This is a genomic window from Tenacibaculum insulae (assembly GCF_964512435.1).
Classification (GTDB): domain Bacteria; phylum Bacteroidota; class Bacteroidia; order Flavobacteriales; family Flavobacteriaceae; genus Polaribacter; species Polaribacter insulae_A.
Window position 1 is genome coordinate 943,519 of record NZ_OZ208512.1, and the last position, 23,995, is coordinate 967,513.

Below are 23,995 nucleotides of genomic sequence, written 5' to 3' on the forward strand. Positions count from 1 at the left end.
TTACGTCTCAAAAGAAAACCTCAAAGATCTAATTCTTTGAGGTTTTCTTTTTTGCTTATTTTAGCTTAAAATTTTAAAAAGCAATGACTTTATTAATTATTTACGCAACAGTATCTATCTTTTTTTCTTTTATCTGTTCAATATTAGAAGCAGTTTTATTAAGTGTAACACACACTTATATAAATGTAAAAAAAAATGAAGGTAAAATTTTTGCTACCCAGTTAGAATCGTTAAAAAAAGATGTAGACAAACCTTTAATAGCTATTTTAACCTTAAACACACTTGCTCATACAGTTGGAGCTATTTTAGTTGGTACTGAAGCTAAAAAGATATTTAATGATGATGGATATGGCGTTTTTATTGTTTCTGCAACAATGACTATTTTAATTTTAGTAGCTTCAGAAATTATTCCTAAAACTATCGGAGCTACTTATTGGAAACAACTTGCCAATTTTACTACTAAAGCACTAAAAATAATGATCTTTCCTTTAAAATGGACAGGTATTTTATGGGTTTTACAACTAACAACTAAACTTATTGGCGGTAAAAGTGGCCATGGCGAAAGTGTTTTAAGTAGGGAGGATTTCTCTGCCATGACAGATATTGCCGAACAAGAAGGTGTTTTTCATGAAAGTGAAAGCAACGTAATTAGAAACATGCTTAACCTTAAAGATGTTCAGGCACAACATATCATGACACCACGCACTGTTGTTACAATTGCTGATGAAAATCAAAGTATTCAATCTTTTTTTGATAGTCATAAACTTTTGCGGTTTTCAAGAATACCTGTTTTTTCTGAAAATGCGGACAACATCACAGGATATTTTTTAAAGGACCAGCTCTTACTTTCTTTAATTGATAAAAAAGGGAACGAGCCATTAAAATCAATCAAAAGAGATATTATTGTTACCCAAAGAGAATTATCAATTCCTGAATTATTTAATCAAATGATACATCAACGAGAGCATTTAGCCTTAGTTGTTGACGAATATGGTACAATTAGCGGACTCGTTACACAAGAAGATATTATTGAAACCTTATTAGGCTTTGAAATTATGGATGAAAGCGATAACGTTGCTGACTTACAAAGTTTAGCAAGAAAAAACTGGGAAAAACGCGCCAAAGAAATCGGAATTATAGAATAATTAAAAAACAAAACCCCAAGCATATTGCTTGGGGTTTTGTTTTAAATATAGTTAGTCTTAGTAACCTAGTTGTTAATTATCCAAGAAACATAATACAATTGTCCTATTTGACCAGAACCTGGCGCTACAAAATATTCTTTACCAAATAAATTTGTTCCTCCAATTTTAAATCTAGATTTTATTGAAGGTATACGATAATTTAATTGCGCATCAATTACTGTTCTTGCATTTACGTCTCCTTTTACAAAAGTAGAAACCCATTTATACTCATCAGACCATCTTGCATTTACATTAAATCCAAAATTCTTAAAAAGCTTATTATTTCCAAATTGCACTTTTACAGTATGCTTTGGTGTATTGAAATTTGGCTCGAATTGACCGTTATCTTTATCTTCTAACCTAAAATCATTAAAATTATAATTTAGACCAAAATCAAAGTTTTTAAATAATTTAGTATGCATACCTACAGCAAAACCGTAAGATTCAATTTGAGACTTACTATTTGTTATAATATTGAACTCACGTACATTTCCTATAGTAAAAGCTCTATTTGCTATTTCATCTAAAACTAAAACTCCGTCAACTATATATCCATAAGCATTATTAGGTACTAATAATTCATCTGCAGTTAACTTTCTGTTTCCAAAAGGATATACTTTTCCTCCATTAGGAGTAACAACATCTTGTGTAAAAATAAAATTATCGTGTTTACTGTAATATGCGTTAACATCTAAATCGAAATTAGTATTATTATTTAAACGAAACATACTTCTATACCCCAATTCAAATGTTTTAACAACCTCAGGTTTCACCTCTTCGTAATTAGATTTTTCATAAGTATTACCTGTATATGTATTTACATCATAATATACTGTTTTGGTAAGTAATGAATTATTAATTATCTCTTCTCCTGATACTGTTCTTAAATCTCCAACATATTGTCCTGAAGCATCATCCCAAATTTCATAATAACTATTTTCGTAAGCAATTCTGTTTAGATTATCCTTAACAGTTCCCACAGTCGTTTTAACCGCTGGATTTAAGAACATATATTGTTCCTGTACAGTTGGATTTCTAAAACCTGTTTGATAAGAAGCTCTTAAAACATGATTATTATCTTCGTCTAAAATATAATTTAATGCTAATTTTGGAGAATAATTTCCTTTAAAATTATCTGATTTATCATAACGAAGAGAACCTGTTACTTTTAACCTTTCATTAAATATTTTTTTCTGAATTTGAGAATAAAAACCATACTCTTCTATACTTATCTCTTCATAAAAATCATTAAAAAGTGTTCCTTTAGAGCTTGGATTATATTCTCTATAAGAGGCTCCGATTTGTAAATCTGCCCAATCGTTTAACACTCTTTTAAAATTATAATTACCATCTACATGTTTATAACTACTTTTTTCATACAAAGCACTACCACCTTCTGATATTAAAGTTGATGTAATATTGTTAAACGTATTATTAAACGCATTTGTATTTGGGTTTAATCTATTAACATCTGCTAATCTTCTTGCTTCTTGTATAGAAGTTCCGTTTACATAGATGTTATTAAAGTATTCTCCTCTCCAAACATCATTAGGAGTAGCTGAATCATTAAGTGCTATTCCTGTTTTTGTTAAATCGTATGAATTACCAGAATCATTTCCTGTATAATACCCTCTAACATAAAAATCCTCACCTTTTACCTCTAATTTGTGTTGTTGTGTATAATAATTACGTTGTACGAATCTACTTGATCCTTGAAAAATATTATCTCTTAAAGAGAGTCTTGAAGATAATTGAATTTCTAATCGATCATCTTTAAATGGTCTAAAATAAAATGACCCTGAAAATCTTACGTTATTTGTTTTAAAATCGTTTCTTAAAAGTTCACGTTCAGTATATCCTGTTCTTCTAGAAAGTGTTCCCCACGGAATTTCTTCACTTCCTGGTTTAACAGTTTGTAGGTAATCGTTATACACAGATAAATCACCAAAAATTTCATCTCCATAAGTATTTATACCATCATAATTAATAGTTGAATTTATGTTACCAGGACCTATTTCGTGTGTATCAACCTTCTTGTTTCTTAAATCATTAGCATGCCATTCTTCTGCTTCGTAATATGAAAAATTTACCTTTGCTGCAAAATAATCACTAAACTTATACGCCATTCTTACCGATACATCATAAAAAGGGTTGTTCCCTCCTTCTTTTTGACTCATATATCCACTTTTAAATAACGTACTAACACCAGTATAATTAAACGGGTTTTTAGTGTTCATAAGCATTAAACCATTGTAAGCATTTGCTCCATACAAAGCTGATGCTGCTCCTGGCAAAATTTCAACACTTTGTATATCTAATTCTGATACACCCGAAAAATTACCTGTACTAAAACTTAAAGCTTGCGCAGCGGTATCCATACCATCAATCATTTGTACAAAACGCGAGTTACTAAAGTCAGAAAAACCTCTGGTATTTATAGATTTAAATCCATAACTACCTTCTCTAGATTGTATTCCTTTTAAATTTACCAAACCATCGTAAAAAGATTTAGATGAAGTGCTTTTAATATCAGTCATACCAAATCGCTCTATTGTTACAGGAGACTCAATAATTCTTTCAGGAACTCTAGATGCAGAAATTACAATCTGATCTAACAATACATTTTCTTTCAAAATAACATTAATCGATTTTTTTAAACTTGTAATAATCAACTCTTCAGTTTGATAACCAAAAGCTGAAATTTTTAATGTTATTGGAAATTCTTTTTTAATACTTAAGGTAAATTCACCATCTTGATTTGATGCTACCTCTACACCTTCTACTGCGACTTTAGCATTGTAAAAAGGCTCTAGATATTCGTCGTACACTAGTCCTTTTATTTCTACTTGCGCGTATGACATTATACTGCACAAAGTAAAAACAATCATTGTTAATTGTTTTTTGAACATTTTAAAAAATTATATTTATTTGTAATTAGGGGGTTATTCCTCTAAGGAGAAATTAATAGGGAAACCATACTTTACAGAAGTACGTTTTCCATCTTTTTTTGCAGGTTTAAATCTTGGTAATTTAGAAACTACTCGGATAGCCTCATTATTTAATACCTCGCCTTCATCTGGACCTAAGGCTTTAATATTTTTTACGTACCCATCTTTATCTATAATAAATCTTACCCATACCTCTCCTTCAGTTTGAGAAATAAGAGCAGCTCCTGGATAACTAAAGTGTTTAGATATATGCTTTATCATTTCGTTGTTAAAACAGTCTGATTTATCATTTCTTTTTACTTTTTCGCAAGCCTTAAAAGTAGGAATTTTATCTACAGTGGTAAACCTTAAAGCCTTACTAACTTCTTCTTTTGATAATTTATTTTTAAGGTTTTCGATATGTTGCTTTACATTATCTTCTTTCTGAATACTGCTTATTTGACCTAAATTAACTGATTCTTTTTTTACAGTTGATGAACTAATACCTGACGAAGTACTTAAACTATTTGCCGACGCAATAGTTCTTTTCTTTAACATTCTTCTTCTTCCAGATACCTTTACTTTAATTTGACGAGATCTTTTGTCTTTAGAATTTTTTAAAGGAGTAATTGCACATTTAGTAATACTATTTAAATCAACTTCAGAAGTATCAGGAGACTCACACACTTCTTCTTGCGCGTAAGAAGTTGTAATTGCACTTACAGTAAACAAAAATGCTAAAAATAATACTTTTTTCATACTTAGGGGAATTAAGATCGCTAACCGTCAATCAATTAACTTTCTTTTTTTAAGCCGGCAAAATTACATTATATTTTTAATTCCCCCAAAAAAAAAGAGATAAATTATATAATTTATCTCTTTTTAAACTTTAGCTACTTAATTTAATTGTTAATTGTCCAAGAAACATAATACATTGAACCTATTAATCCAGAACCTGGAGCCACAACATATTCTTTACCTCCTAAATTAGTTCCTCCTATTTTAATTCTAGATTTTAAAGCTGGAATTCTATAATTTATTTGAGCATCTACTACTGTTCTACTATCAACAGTACCGTTTAAGAAAGCGGATTGCCATAAGAAATCGTTTTGCCATCTTGCGTTGATATTAAATCCGAAATTATTAAATAAATTAGCATTTCCGAACATAACTTTTACTTGATGTTCAGGAGTATTAAATCCAGATTGAAATGAAAGATCATCCTCTTGATCAAAAACTAATTTACTTAATGTATAATTTGCTCCTAAATTAAAGGTTTTAAATATTTTGGTTGTTAAACCAATTCCAACACCATAAGAATCTACATCAGCAGTTGTATTCGTATTTAATGAAAACTCCGATACATCTCTATTATTAAAAGCTTGCAAAGCATTTGCATCTGGCACTCCGTTTACAACATCACCATAATTTGGTACATATACTGTTTTAGTAGCTACAAAATTATCATATTGATTATAATAACCACTCACATCTAATTCTAATATATTAGTATCACTAATATTTACAATACTTCTATAACCTAATTCGTAAGATGATACTTTTTCTGGTTCGATAGGATTAACACTTACGTGTGTAGGAGCTCCTGAGTTTAATGTAAATGATTTATTAAAAACATCATTTCCTGTTAATGTACTCGTACTCCCATCATTATTTAAAACTTGAGTAGAGAAGCGATCAATATTATCTAAAGAAGTACCTAAAAGAAAACTGTTTGGACCTGTACTTAAGCCTAAATATTGCTCTATTGTACTTGGAGTTCTAAATCCTGTTTGGTATGAAATTCTTAATATTTTATTTTCTTTTACAGAATAGTTTAATGCTATCCTTGGAGAAAAATCACCATCAAAGTTTTTAGATTTATCATAACGAATAGATCCTGTAAATTTTAATCGATCATCTAAAAATTTCTTTTGCAACTGTGCGTACGCACCATACATATCAAAATCAATAGAACTATCTTTGTCTGTAAATAAAGTACCTTCTGAGTTAATTATATATTTACGGTACGAACCTCCTACTTGAAATTCACCCCAGTTTATTAAATTTTTAAAGTTATAATTTGCATCCGCATGGTAATAACCTGTTTTATCTTTTATTCCTGCTCCTCCATCAGCAATTGCCTCTGTGGTAATTTCACTTAGCGCTTTTTTAAATGCACTAGTACCTGGTTGTAATCTATTTCTATCTGCAAAAGCCCTAGCAGAAGCGTCGTTACCAGGAGTAACGCCTGGTATTGCTCCTAAAAAAGCAGCTCCATATTCACCAAACCAATTTCTACTCGGATTGTATTTTTCATTTAAAGCGATTCCTGCAAATCTAACATCATGAGTCTTACCTCCATCATTCCCTGTATAATAACCACGTACAAAGAAATTTTCTCCTAAAATTTCTAATTTATGTTGCTCAACATAAAACTCTTCTTGCGAGAATCTGTTAGATGCTTGATATAAATTATTTCCTTGTGAAAAACGAGAATTATATACAATTTCTAACTTATCATTACCCATTGGTCTAAAATGTAATGATCCATCAAATTTTACTCCTTGACCATCATAATCATATAAATCTCCTTCAGAATACCCTGTTCTACTGATTCTTTGAGAACCAAAAGTTCCCGCTGGCGTGTTTGCAAGCGCATCAAAATCTAACGTAGTAGAAACTTCATCTCCATAAACATTTACCCCATCATAATCAGGAGTATCTAACCTAGTTCCTGCTTTAACAACCCCTCCAACACCTGTAGTATTTGATTCGTCATTCGCATGCCACTCTTCTGCTTTATATACAACTAAATTAGCTTTAGCTGCAAAATAGTCATTAAATTTATACGCCATTCTAACTCCTCCATCATAAAACTGATTTGTTCCTGCAGCTTCTTGATTTATAGAACCCGTTTTAAGATAAACACTTATCCCATCGTAATCAAAAGGGTTTTTACTTCGCATTAACAAAATACCGTTAAATGCATTTGCCCCATATAAAGCTGATGATGCTCCTGGCAACACCTCTACATCTTTAACATCTAATTCTGATAAACCAACAGCATTACCTGCCGAGAAGTTTAATGCTGGTATTGAAGTATCAACACCATCTACCAACTGAACAAATCTTGTGTTATCAAAAGTAGAAAAACCTCTTGAGTTTATCGATTTAAATCCATAACTCGCTTCACGAGAATCTACTCCTTTTAAATTTGTTAATCCATCATAAAAAGATACAGAAGTATTTCTTTTCATATCCATAATCCCCATTCTTTCAATTGTTACTGGAGATTCAATAACTCGTTCTGGAGATCTAGAGGCCGAAATTACAACTTCATCTAAGGTTGTATTTTCTTTTAAAATAATATTTAGTTCTTGATCTTGAGAGGTAACTTCAATCACCTCTGTTCTATATCCAAAAGCAGATACTTGAATAGAGAATGGAAAACCTGATTTTACAGATAATGTAAAATTCCCATCAACATCTGATGTTGTTTTTCCTTGCAATGAATTTACCAATGCACTTGGGAACGGCTCTAGATATTCATCATACACTTTTCCTGTCATTGTAACCTGTGCTGATAGCGCAATGCTACAAGTAACAAAAAAAACTAATAGTAGTTTTCTTAGCATGTTCTAAAATTTAAATTAATTTTGATTGTTTGTGTTTATTATTCTTCTAATGCGAATGCAATAGGGAAACCATATTTTACAGATACTCTTCCTCCATCCTTCTTTGCAGGAATAAACTGTGGTAATTTAGAAACAACTCTAATTGCTTCTTGGTTTAATATTTCACCATTTTTAGGTCCTAAGGTTTTAATATTTTTAACTTCTCCGTTTTTATCAATAATAAAACGAACCCAAACCTCACCTTGAATAGACTCTTTAATAGCATCACTTGGGTACCTAAAGTGTTTAGATATATGATTTACCATTGTTTCGTTAAAACAATCAACTCGCTCTCCTTTTTTAACTTTTTTACACGAATTGAATAAAGGAATTTTATCTACTGTACTAAATTTAGATGCTTTTCTTAATTCTTCAGCCGATAATTTATTTTTAATATCCTCAATATTATGTTTTAATGAAATTGTTGGTTTTGCTATCGAAGTATTTTTTTGAGAAGTTTGCTCAACTTTAGCTACGCCAATTGTTCCTAGACCAGAAACTTTTTGTTTTTTTAAAGCTTCTCTTTTTTTAAGAAACCTTCTATTTGCAGAAACTTTAACCGTAATCTGCCTTGTTTTTTTGTTCTTTTTATCTTTAGATTCTTTAATAGTACATTTAGTTACACTAATACTATTTAAATCTAATTCTGCTTCATCCGGAGATTCGCACACTTCTTCTTGTGATGTCATGTTAACAGAAAACATACATGCTAACATTAAAAATATTATTCTTTTCATACTTATTGGAGGTATTATATTTCAAATCAGATGGTTATTAACATACCAAGTAATTTTAAAACAGCCTACAAATATATTTTTTTTAAACCAAAAAATATGTTAAAAAAAACAAAAATTACAAAAAAGTAAGAATTTAAACATTTTTAAGGCTTACTCTAAAGTAAAACTCATAGGGAAATTATATAAAACAGGTATTTTAACACCTTTATTTTCTCCTGCTTTAAATTTTGGAAGCAACAATACTATTCTTTTAGCTTCCTTTTTTAAAATATCACTTTCGTTATTTACTCCTTTTATTTTAATGTCACCAACTTCTCCATTAACCCCAATTACAAAACTAACATCTAAATCTCCTTCAATACCTAACTCTAAAGCCTTTTCTGGGTACACAAAATTATTAACAATATGTTTTTGCATTTTATAATTAAAACAAGTTACATTATCTAATGTACTTTCTTGACAAGATAAAAATAATGGGATTTTTTCTACCGAATCAAAAGTTGTTTCTTTTGATTCTAATTCTTTAATTTTCAGCAATAAATTCGCATCTAATTTATTATTTACTTTTATACTTAAATTAGTTTTTGCTTTTAAATTACTTGCTAAATAAACCACTTCGTTTAAATAAACTCTTCTTTTTAGATATCGTTTACTAGAAGCTACAGTATTCTTATTTGAGTCTGTAGTTTTTTCTACAGCACATTTGTTAATTGTATTTATATCTACAATTACTTCTTTTTCAGTAGCACAAACTTCTTGAGAAGAGAGTTGTAGAGCACTAAAAAAACACAACAATATTATGATAATTCTTTCCATTACATTTCTTTTTTATTTTTGACAAAAAAATAACCGTTAGGCTACTTATCCTTTTCTAATAAAAAATATGTAATAGGAATTTTTCTTTGAGAAGTGTTACCAAAATTTAATTTTGATAACCCAATACGAACAGGGGTGTTAATTTTTTTCATTTTTAGGGGGAATAAAATGTTTAAACTAATTTGCTTTTACACTTTACTAAAATAAAAAAAAAGTGAATAAATACAAAATATTTATTCACTTTTTTATAACCTCTTCTTTTAAGAAGGGTATTTATTCGTAATTTTGATATAAAAAATCGTTATAAGGAAACCTTTGAATATGTATTTTTTTTACCTCTTCGTAAATCTTTTCTTTAAAATCTTCTAAATTATCTTTATTTAGGGCAGATATAAAAAGACTTTCTTTTCCTAAATCATTTATCCATGTTTTTCTCCAATCATCAAGAGTATAATGAATTTTTGATTTTTCGGTAATTAAATCATCTTCCGCTATTGTTTCGTGCGTATAAGCATCTATTTTATTAAAAACCATTACCACAGGCTTGTTTGCACTACCTATTTCGTCTAATATTTTATTTACTGATGCAATATGATCTTCAAAATTAGGATGACAAATATCAACTACATGTAATAACAAGTCAGATTCTCGAACTTCATCTAAAGTCGATTTAAAAGATTCTACCAATTGTGTTGGAAGCTTCCTGATAAAACCTACCGTATCGGTCATTAAAAAAGGGATGTTTTGAATCACCACTTTTCTTACCGTAGTATCAAGTGTTGCAAACAGTTTATTCTCTGCAAATACATCACTTTTACTAATTACGTTCATTAAAGTAGATTTACCAACATTGGTATATCCAACTAACGAAACACGCACCATTCGTCCTCTATTTTTTCTTTGTATTGCCATTTGCTTATCAATAGTAACAAGCTTTTTCTTTAACAAAGTTATTTTATCTCTAATAATACGACGATCTGTTTCTATTTCTGTTTCCCCTGGCCCACGCATACCAATTCCACCTTTTTGCTTATCAAGGTGTGTCCACATTCTTGTTAAACGAGGTAATAAATATTGATATTGTGCTAACTCAACTTGTGCTTTAGCAGAACTTGTTTGTGCTCTACTTGCAAAAATATCAAGAATCAAGTTTGTTCTATCTAATATTTTACAATCTAAAAAATTCTCGATATTTCTTAATTGTGCTGGCGACAACTCATCATCAAAAATAGCTGTACCAATATTATGAGATTCAATATATGCTTTTACTTCTTCTAGCTTACCGGTTCCTAAAAATGTTTTAGGATTTGGTTTTTCTAACTTCTGAACAAAACGTTTTACCGCAACTCCTCCAGCAGTTAAAGTTAAAAACTCTAACTCATCTAAAAATTCTTCAGATTGCTTTTCGTCTTGATGCTGGGTTATAATACCTATTAAAACCGCTTTTTCTGATATGGCTTCTCGTGTTTCTATCATAGGTTACAAAAGTACAAATTTATCAACTTAAGAAATCTATATTATTGTTGATACTTTTATTTTTAATTGTGGAAGCACCTTTTTTGCAAACCAAGGGTTTTTAGTTAACCAAAATCTATTTCTTGGCGATGGATGTGGTAGTACAAAATATTTAGGCAAATGGCTTTTAAAATTACCTACCGTTTCTGTTAATGTTTTTTTAGCCGATTGTTTCAGGTAGTATTTTTGAGCATACATGCCAATTAAAATAATTAATTTTACGTTTGGCATTTCATTTAATATCACATCGTGCCATTTTGGAGCACATTCTTTTCTAGGCGGTAAATCTCCTGATTTTCCTTTTCCAGGATAACAAAATCCCATAGGAATAATTGCAAAATTTTTAACATCATAGAATTCATCATCTGTAACCCCTAACCAGTTTCTTAACTGCTTACCACTAGCATCATCCCAAGGAATACCTGACTGATGTACTTTTGTACCCGGAGCTTGACCAATTATTACTATTTTTGATTTTACGTCTGCAAAAACTACGGGTCTTGGAATTATAAAATCTTTACAAACTTTACAATTTCTTATTTCTGCTAATAAGTTATTCATTTTATAAAGTTAAAAATAAAACATAAAAAAAACACTCGCTTTTTGTAAAAACGAGTGTTTCTTGTCAAAACTTTATACTAACTTTAGTGATTTTGGTTTATAGCATAACTTGCAGCTTTACCAAACTCGGCTAATTGTTCTAAAATGTTTTTGAAAAAGTCTTGAATCCCCTTAAATAATTGATTTTTCATAATTAAAAAATTTAATTAATATTCCCTTACTACAAATATACAAATTTAACTAGCTGTATTATAGGGAAATACACTGTTTTGTGTATTTTGCAAGAAATGATGTATAACTGGTAATTATTAAAAAATCTAATTTTAGCTAATATTACTGATTAAAAACATTAAAATTAAAGCTCAAAAAACCTTTAACATAACATATTAAAAATCAAGTTATTTTATAAAATTTCAACAAAATCGTCAAAAACTAAATAATATGGCTGATCTTTAAAAACAGGTAAATCAACACTTTCAGAATTTGCTATGCCAACTCCAGCAAACAAAATTTTTGCGTTTTGTTTTTTTGCGTGTTCTTTAAAGGTTTCCATCCATAACACATCATATTCTTGGGGTGATTGAATGTTATTTGTTGTTTTTACCAATACAAAAATTGTAGGTTCTCCTTTTTTAAATAATACAAACTGCGGATGTTTTTTTAACTCGCTATTTATAGCTACAAATTCATAACCTTTTTCTTGTAGTTTTTTACCTACAATATTCATCCCTAAATTATGAAGTTCTTGTTGGCTAAGTGCTTGCATTATTTTTTCTTATTTCTAAGGTTATAATTTTTATCGCCACGTGTTTTTGGCTTTTTATATTTCTTTGCAATTTCTCTGCGATATGAACCACCAAGGTTAACCTTACTATTTTTTTCACTCTTCTCATGAAAAGCAGGCCCCGGAACATACTCTAATGAGCTTCGGTTTTTAGAAACCTCTCTTTCTTCCTTCGGACGTTCTTCTTCTGTTAATTGCTTTGAAATTTCAACTTGTTCAGGAATTTCTAATTTCGGAATTTCATAATTCATCAATTCCTCTATTCTTTGTTTTGCTTCTTGTTCCTTTTCTGTAGCAAATAAAATTGTTTTTCCTTCGTGATCGGCACGTCCTGTACGACCAATTCTATGCATATAATTTTCAGGAAAATGTGGTGTATTAAAGTTAATTACATGCGTAATTTCGTCTAAATCTAATCCACGAGCAATTACATCTGTTGCTATTAAAATTCTTTTTTCACCTTTATTAAATTGTTCGATCGAACGTAAACGATAATTTTGTGTTTTGTTAGAGTGAATTACACAGGTTTGAGAAGGAAATTCTTCTTTTACACATTCAAATAACCGATCTGCATTTCTTTTATTAGGTGCAAAAACTAATACTTTACTGTAAGTTTCTTTATCAAACAATAACTCACTTAATAAATTTACTTTGGTATAAAAGTTAGGTACATCGTAAGCTATTTGCTGAATATTATCGAGCGGAGTACCACTAACGGCAATAAAAATCTTTTTGGGTGCTGTAAAAAAATCATCAATTAAATTTTCTACATCTTCAGTCATCGTTGCTGAAAACATAATGTTTTGACGACGATCTGGCAATAAATCAAAAATATTTAATAATTGAAATCTAAATCCTAAATCTAGCATTACATCAACTTCATCAATTACCAATTTCTGAATTGATTTTAACTTTAAAACATTGCTTAACGCCAAGTCGTACAAACGCCCAGGTGTTGCAACAATAACATCTGCTCCTTCTGCAACTGCTTGTTTATGGCGATTTAAATTTACACCTCCAAATACTCCAACTGTTCGTAAAGTCATGTATTTTGCAAGCTTTTCAACTTCATCTACCACCTGACCAACTAACTCTCTTGTAGGTACTAAAATTAAAACTCGAGGATGCTGTTGTTTCGAAAATTTTAAATCACGAAGTATAGGCAATAAATAACCAAAAGTTTTACCGGTACCAGTTTGCGCAATTCCTACCACATCACTTCCTGATCGTATAATAGGAAAAGCTTCTTCTTGAATTGGTGTTGGATTTACAAAACCTAATTCTTCAATTGAGTTTCGTAACGGGTTTGATAAGTCTAAATCTTGAAAAGTAATCATTTACAGTAATTTGCCGCAAAGGTACGCTTTCTATACTCAAATACCATAGCTATATTACTTTGTAAAATAGCAGTACTAAAAAACATGCAAAAACAAAAAAACCGACACATCACTGTATCGGTTTTTATAGTTTATTTTGATAATTGGTTTATCCTCCAAAATCATCAAATCGGATATTCTCGTCTGCAAGACCAAAATCTTCTCCCATTTTCTGAACTGCATTGTTCATTAATGGTGGACCACAGAAATATAATTCTAAGTCTTCTGGTGCATCATGTTTAGATAAATATTCGTTGATTACTACTTGGTGAATAAATCCTGTAAATCCGTCTCCACTTTCATCATTAACATCCGTTTTAACTTTCCAGTTATCTGCTTCTGTTGGGTCTGATAAGGCAATAAAGAATTTAAAGTTCGGGAAATCTTTTTCTAAAGCTCTAAAATGATCTACATAAAATAATTCAGCTTTAGAACGACCACCGTACCAATATGTTACTGTTCTACCAGTTTTTAATGTTCTAAATAATTGATATAAGTGCGAACGCATTGGCGCCATACCTGCTCCACCACCTACATAAAGCATTTCTGCTTCAGATTCGTTGATAAAGAACTCTCCATAAGGTCCAGAAATAGTACACTTATCGCCTTTCTTTAAATTGAAAATATAAGATGATGCAACTCCAGGATTTACATCCATCCACCCACCTTTTGCTCTATCGAACGGAGGTGTTGCAATACGTACGTTTAACATGATTTCTCTTCCTTCAGCAGGGTAAGAAGCCATAGAATATGCACGCTCTACAATATCATCATTTTTCATTACTAATGGCCATAAACCAAACTTTTCCCAATCTCCTTTAAACTTATCAGGTTCTCCTGGATGTTCTTGTGGATGTGCTGTAATATCCATATCGGCATATTTTACTTCACAATTAGGAATTTCAATTTGAATATATCCACCAGCTTTGTAACCCATATCTTCTGGAATTTCAACTACAAACTCCTTAATAAATGTTGCTACGTTATAGTTTCTTACCACTACTGCTTCCCATTTCTTAATTCCGAAAATTTCTTCTGGAATAGAAATGTCCATGTCTTGTTTTACTTTTACCTGACAAGATAAACGTACACCTGCAGCCAACTCTTTACGCGTAAAATGTGGCGTTTCTGTTGGTAATGCTTCACCTCCACCAGAGTTTACGTGACATTCACACTGCACACAAGATCCACCTCCACCACAAGCTGATGGTAAGAAAATTTTCTCAGCTCCTAAAGTAGATAATAATGTACCTCCTGAAGCAACTTCGATTGTTTTATCGCCATTAATTGTAATTTTTACGGGTCCTGATGGTGCTAGTTTTTGTTTTACAAATAATAACAATCCTACTAAAACTAATAAAATTGCTAAAAAAGATATAACTGTTACAGCTACTGTACCTCCTGTACTTACTTCTAAAAATACCATTATTCTGTAATCTTTTTAGTGTTATCAGCTAATTTTTCAGCTTGCTGTTTTGCTTCTTCTTTCTTTTCTATTTTAATTTCTGCCTTAGGAGCCTCTTCTTTCTTCACTTCATCATCACCTCCTGTTAACATTCCACCAAAACTCATAAATCCGATTGCCATTAATCCAGTAATAATAAAAGTTATTCCTAACCCTCTTAATGCTGGTGGTACAGACGAATATCTAATTTTTTCACGAATCGCTGCAATTGCTAAAATTGCTAAAAACCATCCGATTCCAGATCCAATACCATAAGTTAATGATAACCCTAATGTTGGTATTTCACGAGATTGCATAAATAAAGATCCTCCTAAAATTGCACAGTTAACGGCAATTAATGGTAAGAAAATACCTAATGAGTTATACAATGCTGGTGCAAATTTTTCAACAATAATTTCTACCAATTGTACCATGGTTGCAATCGTTGCAATAAACATAATAAATGATAAGAAACTTAAATCGTAATCAGCATATTCAGCTCCTAACCAAGATAAAGCTCCTGGTTGCAATAAATATTGATCTAATAACCAGTTAATAGGTACTGTTACAGCTAATACAAAAATAACTGCAGCTCCTAAACCTACTGCTGTTGCTACTTTTTTAGATACAGCTAAGTAAGAACACATTCCTAAGAATGTAGCAAATACCATATTATCAATAAATATCGACTTGAAAAATAATTCTAAATGTTCCATTTTTCTATATTTTTAATGATTCCTAACTAGGTTAGTCTTCAATTAGTGCTTTGTTTCTACTACGTTGTATCCAAATAATAATACCTACAACGATTAATGCCATTGGCGATAATAACATAAATCCGTTATTTTCATATCCTAAAGCATACAAACCTGTTAGTTCAATAGGGTCTCCTAATACTTTAAATCCTAATAAAGTACCAGAACCTAATAACTCTCTAAAAAAACCTACTGCAATTAAAATAGCACCGTATCCTAAAGCATTTCCAATACCATCTAAAAATGATCTCCAAGGTCCGTTACCCAAAGCAAAAGCTTCAAAACGTCCCATAATAATACAGTTGGTAATAATTAACCCAACAAATACCGAAAGTGTTTTACTTAACTCGTAAGCAAATGCTTTTAATACTTGATCTACAATAATTACTAAAGCAGCAACTACGATTAACTGTACAATAATTCTAATTTTTGATGGAATAATATTTCTCATTAAAGAGATTACCACGTTTCCTATACCTAATACAAATAATACAGAAACTGCCATTACAATTGATGCTTTAAGCTCTGCTGTAATTGCTAATGCTGAACAGATACCTAATACTTGAATCGTAATTGGGTTGTTATCTAATAACGGATCTGTAATTAAAACTGCGTCTTTTTTTGATAAAAGTCCCATAATTATTTTAATGTTTTAAAGTAAGGCACGTATAAACCTAATTCAGATTTAATCATTGCTGCAACACCGTCTCCAGTAATTGTTGCTCCTGCAATTGCATCTACCTCGTTATCATTTTTATCTTCGTTTTTTGGATCATTGTTTGATTTAGAAACTGCAATTCCTTTAAAAGAACCGTTGTTCATTAAATTTTCACCAATAAAATCATCCATAAAGTAACGTTGCTTAATGTTAGCTCCTAAACCTGGTGTTTCTCCTTTATGATCGAAAAACGCACCTTGCACTACCATATTTTTATCCATTGCAACGTATGCCCAAATAGCATCCCAAAGACCTTTACCTCTAATAGGTGCGATGTAAAACGTTTTACCGTCTTTTTCGCCCACAAATAATGGTAATTTTCTTACTGTTCCTGCTTTTGCAGCTGTTTGTTGTTTTTTAACATCAATTAAATACGCTTCAGCATCTTCGGTAACTTTATCACCTTCGATAACTAATTGTTTTTTGATGTATTTTGAAAACTCATCAGCTACTTTGTCTTTTGATACAAAAACGGCGCTACTTTCATCATTTTCATTAACACCCATTGCGTACAAAATATTTTGTTGCTTTTCGATACGTTTATTTCCGTCAATCATCGGACGAAGTGATGAAGCTGTAAAAGCTAACAACGCACCTACTACTAATACCATTCCTACGGCAAAAAGTAGCGTATATCCATTACTGTCTGTTCTCTTACTCATAATTAGGCAGTTTTAACTTTAGCACGTTTTAATCTTCTCTTTACATTTCCTTGAACCACATAATGGTCAATTGTTGGCGCAAAAACGTTCATTAATAAAATAGCTAACATTACTCCTTCTGGATAGGCTGGATTGAATACACGAATCATAATCGAAATAAATCCGATAAAGAAACCATAAATCCATTTTCCTTTGTTGGTTTGCGATGCTGATACAGGATCAGTTGCCATATAAACGGCACCAAAAGCAAAACCTCCAATTAATAAATGTTTCCAGAAATCTAAACTCATTAATCCGTAAAACTTACTTGTTTCACCAATCCACCCTAAATCAACTACTTGATTAAAGATGAATCCCATTACTAAGGCTCCGATTACTGCAGATAACATAATTCTCCAGCTTCCAATCTTTGTTAAGATTAAGAAAAGCCCTCCTAATAAAATTAAAAATGTTGATGTTTCTCCTACTGAACCCGGAATAAATCCGAAGAACATATCAGAAACCGAATGTGTTAATGGTTGTGATTGCGCTAAACTTCCTAAAACTGTTTCACCAGAAATAGCATCGGCAGTTCCTGCCAATTCTCTTGCGCCTTCTACCCAAACTTTATCTCCACTCATCCAAGTTGGATATGCAAAGAATAAAAATGCACGTATTGTTAATGCTGGGTTTAAGATATTCATCCCTGTACCACCAAAAACTTCTTTACCAATAACTACACCAAAAACTACGGCTACACTTAGCATCCATAAAGGTAAATCGATTGGTACAATTAACGGTACTAACATACCAGTTACTAAATACCCTTCTTCTACCTCGTGTCCTTTAATTACTGCGAACACAAATTCTACAGCTAAACCAACAACATATGATACAATTACTAATGGTAAAATTTTAACTAAACCGATTAAGAAATTATCCATATTCCAGAAATCTCCACTAAAGAAAGACATTCCTTCTGTAAATCCGTTAATTGCAGCGTTATGTTGATAACCTGCATTGAACATACCAAAGATTAAACACGGTACTAATGCCATAATAACTATGTTCATTGTACGTTTTAAATCATCAGCGGCCTTTATATGAGTTCCTCCGTGAGTTGTCTCATTTGGCAAATATAAAAAGGTGTGAATTGCGTTAAACGCAGGTGCCATCTTAGTACCTTTATATTTTTCTTTTAAATTATGTAAGTTTTGTTTTAAGCCCATATCTTATCCTAATTCTTCTCTCATTAAATCTAATCCTTCACGAATTATTTTTTGGTGAGGTTGTTTAGACACACAAATAAATTCTGTTAAAGCGAAATCTTCTGGTGCAATTTCATAAGCTCCTAATCCTTCCATTTCGTCAAGATCTTTATACATACAAGCTTTTAATAATTGCATCGGATAGATGTCTAACGGAAATACTTCTTCGTACGAACCTGTAACCACAAATGCTCTATGCTCACCGTTTGTATTCGTATTTAAATCGTATTTTTTCTTCGGATTTAACCAAGAGAACGTAAATGCTCTTGAGGTAGAAACCTTGTTAAAAACAGGTTTATTCCATCCAAACAACTCATAATCATCTCCTTCAGGAATTGCAGTTACTACATTTTCGTAGTATCCTAAATATCCTTCTTCGCTAACTTGTGTTCCGCTTAAAACGTTACCACTAATTACACGAGTGTTATCATTATTTAAGTTTCCTTTTACAATATCAGCAATATTTGCTCCTGCCAAAGCAGTAACATATTGTGGTTTGCTAAATTTAGATCCTGTTAAAGCAACTGTACGTGTTGCATTAAACTTACCTGTTAACAATACCTCACCAATTATTACTAAATCTTGTGGTGTAACAACCCACACAACTTCACCTTTATTAATAGGATCTATTTGTGCAATTTGTGTACTAACATTACCAACTGGGTGCGGTCCAGAAACGTTGTGCAGTTCAACTCCTTTCATTCCTTTTAACGGAGATGTTGTTGAGTTTTTTGCAACTGAAACGTGTACTTTACCTGCTGTTAGTTTTGCTAATGCTGCTAAAGCTGCTTGTAATTCAGCCTCTTTACCTTTTAAAGTATAATCATAATCTGCCGATAATGGTGCACTTGCGTAAGCCGATACAAAAATTGCTTTTGGAGCTTGATTTGGATCTGCAACAACATCATACGGACGCTGTTTTACAAATGGCCAACAACCTGAAGCTAACAAGTGATCTTTCACCTGTTCGCCAGACATTGCTGCAACATCTTTTTTACCAAAATCTTTGTATTGCTGCTGTGCATCAGCAGTGATTTTAAATGCTAAAACTTTTCTACGGGCTCCACGAACGATTTCTGTAATTTTTCCGCTAACAGGGCTTGAAAATAAAATGCGTTCGTCACTTTTTGAATGAAAAAGTGCTTCACCTGCTTTTACTTCGGTACCTTCTTTTGCTAAAACCTTAGGAATAACGCCGTGAAAATCATCTGGCTGAACTGCAAACGTACCACCTAACGCTAGTTGGGTAGTTACTGGTTCTGCATCGCCAACGAGCTTGATATCCAAGCCTTTCTTAATACGGATGTCTTTTGACATAGGAACTGATTAAATTGATTTTCTAAAAACACGCAAATTTACAGATTTTGATTTTTTTGGGTACGGATTTGTATTTTTATCTTTTGGATAGTTGTTTATTTATATTTGTTCTAAATAAAGATTTGTCTTTGGTCTACATTTTGATACATTTGCATTTATGATAAAACATCTTACTTTATGCTTTTGTTGCGTGTTATCTTTAACGGTAAAATCACAAAATATTAAAACAATTCAATTACGTCCAAAACACAACGTACATCAGTTTGCAGCCATTGTAAAACTAGGAACCGTTTTAGAACTTTCTTTTGATGATTTAGAGGCCGACAACAAAGAATATCAATATAAAATTACACACATGACACACGATTGGAAACCAAGTAATTTAACTTCCAATCAATACATTGATGGTTTTGATGAAAATGAAATATTAAATGTTACCAATTCTTTTAACACCTTACAACCTTACACGCATTATTCTGTTGAAATTCCCAATCAAAATACCATTATTACAAAAAGTGGCAACTATTTAATTTCGGTTTTAAATGAAGATTATAACGTTATTTTTTCAAGACGCTGTGTTTTTTACGAAGACATAACCACCGTTGGTATTGCTGTTTTTAGAAGTAGAAACACAAAATCTAACAATCAAAAACAAACCGTACAATTTACCGTAAATCATCCTGATTTAAACATCAACAATGCAAATCAAGAAATTAACGTAACCTTATTTCAAAATCATAATTGGAATACCGCCATCAACAACATACAACCTCAATTTATAAAACCAAATCAGTTAATTTACAATCATACTTTAAAAACTGACTTTTGGGGAGGAAATGAATTTTTAAATTTTGATAGCAAACACATTCGCAGCACAAGTTTAAATATTGCCAAAACTGATAGAAAAGAAATATTTCATAATTATTTGTACACTAACGAGCAAAGAGCTTATAAAACCTACACATACAATCCAGATATTAATGGGCAATTCCTTATAAGAAACCTAGAAACTACCGATTCTAATACCGAAGCTGATTACTCTATGGTGCATTTTTCTTTAGATGCTTTTGAACCTTTTTACAACAAAGATGTTTTTGTGTACGGTGCTTTTAACAACTATCAATTGTCTGATAAAAATAAAATGAAATACAACTCGAAAAACGAGATTTACGAAGCTGCAATAAAATTTAAGCAAGGTTTTTATAATTACAGTTATGTAACTTTAAACAAAAACAACACCATCAACTTAAACGAAATTGACGGTTCTTTTTATCAAACTGAAAATGAATATACTGCTATTATTTATTACAAACCTTTTGGCGAAACTTACGACAGAGTTATTGGAGTAGGAAATGGGTATTTTAATCAAAACAGATAGCTTCTTTTAATTATAATTGGATGAAAACCTAAAAAAGTTTATATTTATAAGATGTTTCAACAAATAACTAAAGGCATAAAAATATCAGTAAAAACCGTTTTTAATGGTGATATATATCGTGGGTATCAAAAATACTACTCGTTTAGTTACTACGTTTTTATTGAAAACAACTCAAAAGAAACAGTAAAACTTACAGAACGCTTTTGGGCAATATTTGACTCACTTAACAAGGTTGAAACCGTAAAAGGTGAAGGCGTTATAGGAGAAACACCAACCTTAAAACCAAACGAAACTTACAACTACCGATCTAACTGTTTTTTACTTTCAACCTCAGGAGCAATGAAGGGTAATTACAAAATGATTAATTTAGAAACTAAAGAAGAGTTTTTGGTAACTATACCAACTTTTCAACTAACCTCTACGCCGTCTTTAAACTAATGATTAAAAGAAATAAAGTTGCAATTATAAAAGAAACTAATTGCTTAAACTGTGGATATCCGTTTACAAAAGACGAAAAATTTTGCCCTGAATGTGGACAAAAAAACAAAGGCAAAAAAATTACATTAACCAGTTTTATTAGAGAGGTTTTTGCTGGTTTCTTTTCTTGGGATGCTAAATTTTGGAGAACGTTAATTCCGCTATTAATAAACCCAGGAAAAGTATCTAAAGATTATACCGAAGGTAAAAGAAGTCGCTATTCTAACCCTTTTCGCTTTTACTTAACCGTATCACTTCTTTTCTTTTTAATTATAGGAACAACAGATAGTTATGATAAATTTAAGGAATTACAAAACGGAAAATCTACAAAAAACACAGCTTCAAGAATTAAAATTAATGAAGACGACATTAACGAAATAAATGTAGATTTAGACTCGATACAAAATGTTCTTTTTAAAGAAATAAACAAAAAAGATTCTATTAAAGCCAAATTAATAAATCAACAAATAGATTCTTTAAAAAAGGATAATAAACTTGATGAATCGCCCTTAAAAATAGGTTTTGGTAACTCTAATATGATTACCAGGCTTATGAAATTTCAAAAAGAACATCCGAAAACAGCCACAGATGTTGCCCTAGATAGTTTAAAGATGGAAAAAACCTTTGGTAACCGTTTTTTATACTCTCGTACCGAAGTATTTAATTCTTTTATCTCCAAACAAAGTGAAACTCAAAAATTTTACAAACAAATACTTTCTTATGCTTCAATAGCACTTTTTATTTTACTGCCGCTTTTTACGTTATTTTTAAGAATAATCTACATCCGAAGAAAATTTACTTATGTAGAACATTTAGTTTTTGTTTTTCATACCCAAACCGTTTTCTTTTTACTTTTTTCTGTCTTTTACTTAATTGGTTATTTTAAAGACTCTGAGTTTTTATTAGGTATTTTTCTAATACTTTTTACAATATACCTATTTATGGCCATGAAAAAATTTTACAAACAAGGCTATTTTAAAACATTTATAAAATACTTGATGGCAAATTTTGTGTTTTTTTTATTAGCAATTTCAGGCTCACTTATCATTTCATTTATTGCTTTTGCTTTGTACTAAATTACCTTTTAACAATTGATATAAGTAATTTTGAGGCGAAGTTTTAAATTTTACCGCTGCACTAATCTTATTTTGATTTGTGACAAAAAACTCAACTTTTTTTATTGAATAAAAATATTTATCAACTAAAAAATGGGATGATTTACCATTCTTTTTAAAATACTTTTCTGGATTAAAAATAAGTGAAAATTTATTTTTTTCAACACCTTTAAAGCCACGAGTTGTATTTTCTTCTGAAAATAAAATTAACTCGTTATTACAGGTGTTTGCATAAGTTTTAAAAAAAGGATTTATAACCAACAAACTATCGTTATTTACTTTTTTAATTGCTTGTTTAAAAAACAAATAATCAAAAAAACCTTTACCTCCAAGTTTAATATTTATGTTAGGAATTATCGTTTCTTGAACCTTTTTTTTAGTTATTCTATTAAAATCATCATCATACTCATAAGTTAGTATTGTATCTTTTTTGCTGATAAAAGAAATTAGCTGTGTATTTATCTCTCCATTCCAATAATTACAAATACTATCTAACGACAAATTGGTAAGTTTTTTAAACTTCTTTTTTTGTTTATTGTTTACAAAACCTAACAAAAGGTTTTTATCTATTTTCCCCGAAATGCTAACTAAAGATTCTTTGTTGTTTTGAGTGTTATGTTGTAAGAAGAGGTTACTGTTTTTTGTTAATTCTCCTTTTAAAAATAAAGTTTCAGATCGAACTCCTAACTCAAAAAAAACATCTTTATTAGTTGCTATCGAAACTAATTGAGTGCTTGTTTTTATTTTATCAAAAATTGCGTTATTAGATAACAGATAAGTTTTGTTTTTTAAAACAGCGTTCAGTTTACCTTCAACGTTTTTGATTCTATTAAAAGCAAAAAAAACAACTAACTCAGTACCATTTATAACGCAAACAAAGTTTTTAAACGTATAATATTTAACATTTAGTTTACTGTTACTTTTTACAAATTTTTTTTGTTTAAAAAACGATTGCAACCTCTTTTTATCAGTAATTTTAACCGCATTACTAACCCAGGTGTTTTTTAAACTACTGTTGTTTGTATAAAAAAACAAGTTTTTAGGAATTTCAACTCCATCAAATAAAGAAACCTTACTTTCATCAACCTTATTAATTGATGTATCGGTTGATTTAAAATACAAAAAAGGATGCTTTACAACATCCTTTAACATATTATATTCTATTTCTCGCAAATTTAAACGAATAACAGCATCTGCATTTACAGGTATTTTATTTGCAATATTTACGGTTGAATTATACCTGAAATATCCAACCGTAAATAACACAGCAAGTGTAATTAAAAGAGTGTAAACTATCTTTTTAATCAT

General features: G+C 30.7%; 20 protein-coding genes. 4 read left to right on the forward strand and 16 right to left on the reverse strand.

Annotated features, from left to right (window positions below):
- Positions 1–83: 83 nt before the first annotated feature.
- The gene (locus ACN5J5_RS04375; protein ID WP_418646092.1) at positions 84–1,145 is read left to right on the forward strand and encodes a CNNM domain-containing protein; all 1,062 of its coding nucleotides are present in this window, start codon (positions 84–86) and stop codon (positions 1,143–1,145) included.
- Positions 1,146–1,210: 65 nt separating this feature from the next.
- Here the strand turns inward: ACN5J5_RS04375 and ACN5J5_RS04380 are convergent, their stop codons facing one another.
- From ACN5J5_RS04380 to ACN5J5_RS04450, 15 genes are all read right to left on the reverse strand, one after another.
- Entirely contained in the window at positions 1,211–4,072 is a 2,862-nt protein-coding gene (locus ACN5J5_RS04380) for a TonB-dependent receptor (protein ID WP_418646093.1), read from the reverse strand.
- A 54-nt stretch (positions 4,073–4,126) separates the two neighbouring features.
- Positions 4,127–4,870 (reverse strand): energy transducer TonB, encoded by a 744-nt coding sequence (locus ACN5J5_RS04385; protein WP_418646094.1) that lies wholly within the window; start codon positions 4,868–4,870, stop codon positions 4,127–4,129.
- 143 nt (positions 4,871–5,013) lie between these two features.
- Positions 5,014–7,746 carry a TonB-dependent receptor gene (locus ACN5J5_RS04390; protein WP_418646095.1) on the reverse strand — a complete coding sequence of 911 codons (2,733 nt, stop codon included), beginning with the start codon at positions 7,744–7,746 and terminating at the stop codon, positions 5,014–5,016.
- 38 nt (positions 7,747–7,784) lie between these two features.
- Positions 7,785–8,522: an energy transducer TonB gene (locus tag ACN5J5_RS04395; RefSeq protein ID WP_418646096.1), complete on the reverse strand. Its 738-nt coding sequence runs from the start codon at positions 8,520–8,522 to the stop codon at positions 7,785–7,787.
- A 150-nt stretch (positions 8,523–8,672) separates the two neighbouring features.
- Positions 8,673–9,338: an energy transducer TonB gene (locus tag ACN5J5_RS04400; RefSeq protein ID WP_418646097.1), complete on the reverse strand. Its 666-nt coding sequence runs from the start codon at positions 9,336–9,338 to the stop codon at positions 8,673–8,675.
- A gap of 273 nt (positions 9,339–9,611) precedes the next feature.
- Positions 9,612–10,814: a GTPase HflX gene (gene hflX, locus ACN5J5_RS04405; RefSeq protein WP_418646098.1), complete on the reverse strand. Its 1,203-nt coding sequence runs from the start codon at positions 10,812–10,814 to the stop codon at positions 9,612–9,614.
- 36 nt (positions 10,815–10,850) lie between these two features.
- Positions 10,851–11,414 (reverse strand): uracil-DNA glycosylase family protein, encoded by a 564-nt coding sequence (locus ACN5J5_RS04410; protein WP_418646099.1) that lies wholly within the window; start codon positions 11,412–11,414, stop codon positions 10,851–10,853.
- Positions 11,415–11,817: 403 nt separating this feature from the next.
- On the reverse strand, positions 11,818–12,180 hold the full coding sequence (locus ACN5J5_RS04415; protein WP_418646100.1) for a Na(+)-translocating NADH-quinone reductase subunit F: 363 nt from the start codon (positions 12,178–12,180) through the stop codon (positions 11,818–11,820).
- The gene (locus tag ACN5J5_RS04420) at positions 12,180–13,532 is read right to left on the reverse strand and encodes a DEAD/DEAH box helicase (RefSeq protein WP_418646529.1); all 1,353 of its coding nucleotides are present in this window, start codon (positions 13,530–13,532) and stop codon (positions 12,180–12,182) included. The genes ACN5J5_RS04415 and ACN5J5_RS04420 overlap by 1 nt, the downstream gene beginning before the upstream one ends.
- Before the next feature lie 151 nt (positions 13,533–13,683).
- Positions 13,684–15,000, reverse strand: a complete 1,317-nt coding sequence (nqrF, locus tag ACN5J5_RS04425) for an NADH:ubiquinone reductase (Na(+)-transporting) subunit F (RefSeq protein ID WP_418646101.1) — start codon at positions 14,998–15,000, stop codon at positions 13,684–13,686.
- Positions 15,000–15,734, reverse strand: coding sequence for an NADH:ubiquinone reductase (Na(+)-transporting) subunit E (gene nqrE, locus ACN5J5_RS04430; RefSeq protein WP_418646102.1), 735 nt, complete (start codon positions 15,732–15,734; stop codon positions 15,000–15,002). Before nqrE ends, nqrF begins: the two co-directional genes overlap by 1 nt.
- Before the next feature lie 31 nt (positions 15,735–15,765).
- A complete protein-coding gene (locus tag ACN5J5_RS04435) occupies positions 15,766–16,410 on the reverse strand; it encodes an NADH:ubiquinone reductase (Na(+)-transporting) subunit D (RefSeq protein WP_028887314.1) in 645 nt (214 codons plus the stop codon).
- Between the two features lie 2 nt (positions 16,411–16,412).
- Positions 16,413–17,153: a Na(+)-translocating NADH-quinone reductase subunit C gene (locus ACN5J5_RS04440; protein WP_418646103.1), complete on the reverse strand. Its 741-nt coding sequence runs from the start codon at positions 17,151–17,153 to the stop codon at positions 16,413–16,415.
- Between the two features lie 2 nt (positions 17,154–17,155).
- A complete protein-coding gene (locus tag ACN5J5_RS04445; RefSeq protein WP_418646104.1) occupies positions 17,156–18,361 on the reverse strand; it encodes an NADH:ubiquinone reductase (Na(+)-transporting) subunit B in 1,206 nt (401 codons plus the stop codon).
- 3 nt (positions 18,362–18,364) lie between these two features.
- Positions 18,365–19,717, reverse strand: a complete 1,353-nt coding sequence (locus tag ACN5J5_RS04450) for a Na(+)-translocating NADH-quinone reductase subunit A (RefSeq protein ID WP_418646105.1) — start codon at positions 19,715–19,717, stop codon at positions 18,365–18,367.
- Positions 19,718–19,874: 157 nt separating this feature from the next.
- Here ACN5J5_RS04450 and ACN5J5_RS04455 point away from each other — a divergent pair, with 157 nt between their 5' ends.
- Genes ACN5J5_RS04455 through ACN5J5_RS04465 form a run of 3 tightly spaced genes read left to right on the forward strand, consistent with a single transcriptional unit; the run spans position 19,875 to position 22,648 of the window.
- Positions 19,875–21,095: a DUF5103 domain-containing protein gene (locus tag ACN5J5_RS04455; RefSeq protein WP_418646106.1), complete on the forward strand. Its 1,221-nt coding sequence runs from the start codon at positions 19,875–19,877 to the stop codon at positions 21,093–21,095.
- A 51-nt stretch (positions 21,096–21,146) separates the two neighbouring features.
- The gene (apaG, locus tag ACN5J5_RS04460; protein ID WP_418646107.1) at positions 21,147–21,533 is read left to right on the forward strand and encodes a Co2+/Mg2+ efflux protein ApaG; all 387 of its coding nucleotides are present in this window, start codon (positions 21,147–21,149) and stop codon (positions 21,531–21,533) included.
- The gene (locus ACN5J5_RS04465) at positions 21,533–22,648 is read left to right on the forward strand and encodes a DUF3667 domain-containing protein (protein ID WP_418646108.1); all 1,116 of its coding nucleotides are present in this window, start codon (positions 21,533–21,535) and stop codon (positions 22,646–22,648) included. The genes apaG and ACN5J5_RS04465 overlap by 1 nt, the downstream gene beginning before the upstream one ends.
- On the opposite strand, the gene ACN5J5_RS04470 is transcribed toward ACN5J5_RS04465, so the two are convergent.
- On the reverse strand, positions 22,622–23,995 hold the full coding sequence (locus tag ACN5J5_RS04470) for a hypothetical protein (protein ID WP_418646109.1): 1,374 nt from the start codon (positions 23,993–23,995) through the stop codon (positions 22,622–22,624). The two genes, ACN5J5_RS04465 and ACN5J5_RS04470, sit on opposite strands and share 27 nt — an antisense overlap.

Excerpts from the sequence above, each read along its gene's own strand:
- ACN5J5_RS04375 (WP_418646092.1), top strand. The coding sequence starts at position 84 with ATGACTTTATTAATTATTTACGCAACAGTATCTATCTTTTTTTCTTTT.
- ACN5J5_RS04380 (WP_418646093.1), bottom strand. The coding sequence starts at position 4,072 with ATGATTGTTTTTACTTTGTGCAGTATAATGTCATACGCGCAAGTAGAA.
- ACN5J5_RS04385 (WP_418646094.1), bottom strand. The coding sequence starts at position 4,870 with ATGAAAAAAGTATTATTTTTAGCATTTTTGTTTACTGTAAGTGCAATT.
- ACN5J5_RS04390 (WP_418646095.1), bottom strand. The coding sequence starts at position 7,746 with ATGCTAAGAAAACTACTATTAGTTTTTTTTGTTACTTGTAGCATTGCG.
- ACN5J5_RS04395 (WP_418646096.1), bottom strand. The coding sequence starts at position 8,522 with ATGAAAAGAATAATATTTTTAATGTTAGCATGTATGTTTTCTGTTAAC.
- ACN5J5_RS04400 (WP_418646097.1), bottom strand. The coding sequence starts at position 9,338 with ATGGAAAGAATTATCATAATATTGTTGTGTTTTTTTAGTGCTCTACAA.
- hflX (WP_418646098.1), bottom strand. The coding sequence starts at position 10,814 with ATGATAGAAACACGAGAAGCCATATCAGAAAAAGCGGTTTTAATAGGT.
- ACN5J5_RS04410 (WP_418646099.1), bottom strand. The coding sequence starts at position 11,414 with ATGAATAACTTATTAGCAGAAATAAGAAATTGTAAAGTTTGTAAAGAT.
- ACN5J5_RS04415 (WP_418646100.1), bottom strand. The coding sequence starts at position 12,180 with ATGCAAGCACTTAGCCAACAAGAACTTCATAATTTAGGGATGAATATT.
- nqrF (WP_418646101.1), bottom strand. The coding sequence starts at position 15,000 with ATGGTATTTTTAGAAGTAAGTACAGGAGGTACAGTAGCTGTAACAGTT.
- nqrE (WP_418646102.1), bottom strand. The coding sequence starts at position 15,734 with ATGGAACATTTAGAATTATTTTTCAAGTCGATATTTATTGATAATATG.
- ACN5J5_RS04435 (WP_028887314.1), bottom strand. The coding sequence starts at position 16,410 with ATGGGACTTTTATCAAAAAAAGACGCAGTTTTAATTACAGATCCGTTA.
- ACN5J5_RS04440 (WP_418646103.1), bottom strand. The coding sequence starts at position 17,153 with ATGAGTAAGAGAACAGACAGTAATGGATATACGCTACTTTTTGCCGTA.
- ACN5J5_RS04445 (WP_418646104.1), bottom strand. The coding sequence starts at position 18,361 with ATGGGCTTAAAACAAAACTTACATAATTTAAAAGAAAAATATAAAGGT.
- ACN5J5_RS04450 (WP_418646105.1), bottom strand. The coding sequence starts at position 19,717 with ATGTCAAAAGACATCCGTATTAAGAAAGGCTTGGATATCAAGCTCGTT.
- ACN5J5_RS04455 (WP_418646106.1), top strand. The coding sequence starts at position 19,875 with ATGATAAAACATCTTACTTTATGCTTTTGTTGCGTGTTATCTTTAACG.
- apaG (WP_418646107.1), top strand. The coding sequence starts at position 21,147 with ATGTTTCAACAAATAACTAAAGGCATAAAAATATCAGTAAAAACCGTT.
- ACN5J5_RS04465 (WP_418646108.1), top strand. The coding sequence starts at position 21,533 with ATGATTAAAAGAAATAAAGTTGCAATTATAAAAGAAACTAATTGCTTA.
- ACN5J5_RS04470 (WP_418646109.1), bottom strand. The coding sequence starts at position 23,995 with ATGATTAAAAAGATAGTTTACACTCTTTTAATTACACTTGCTGTGTTA.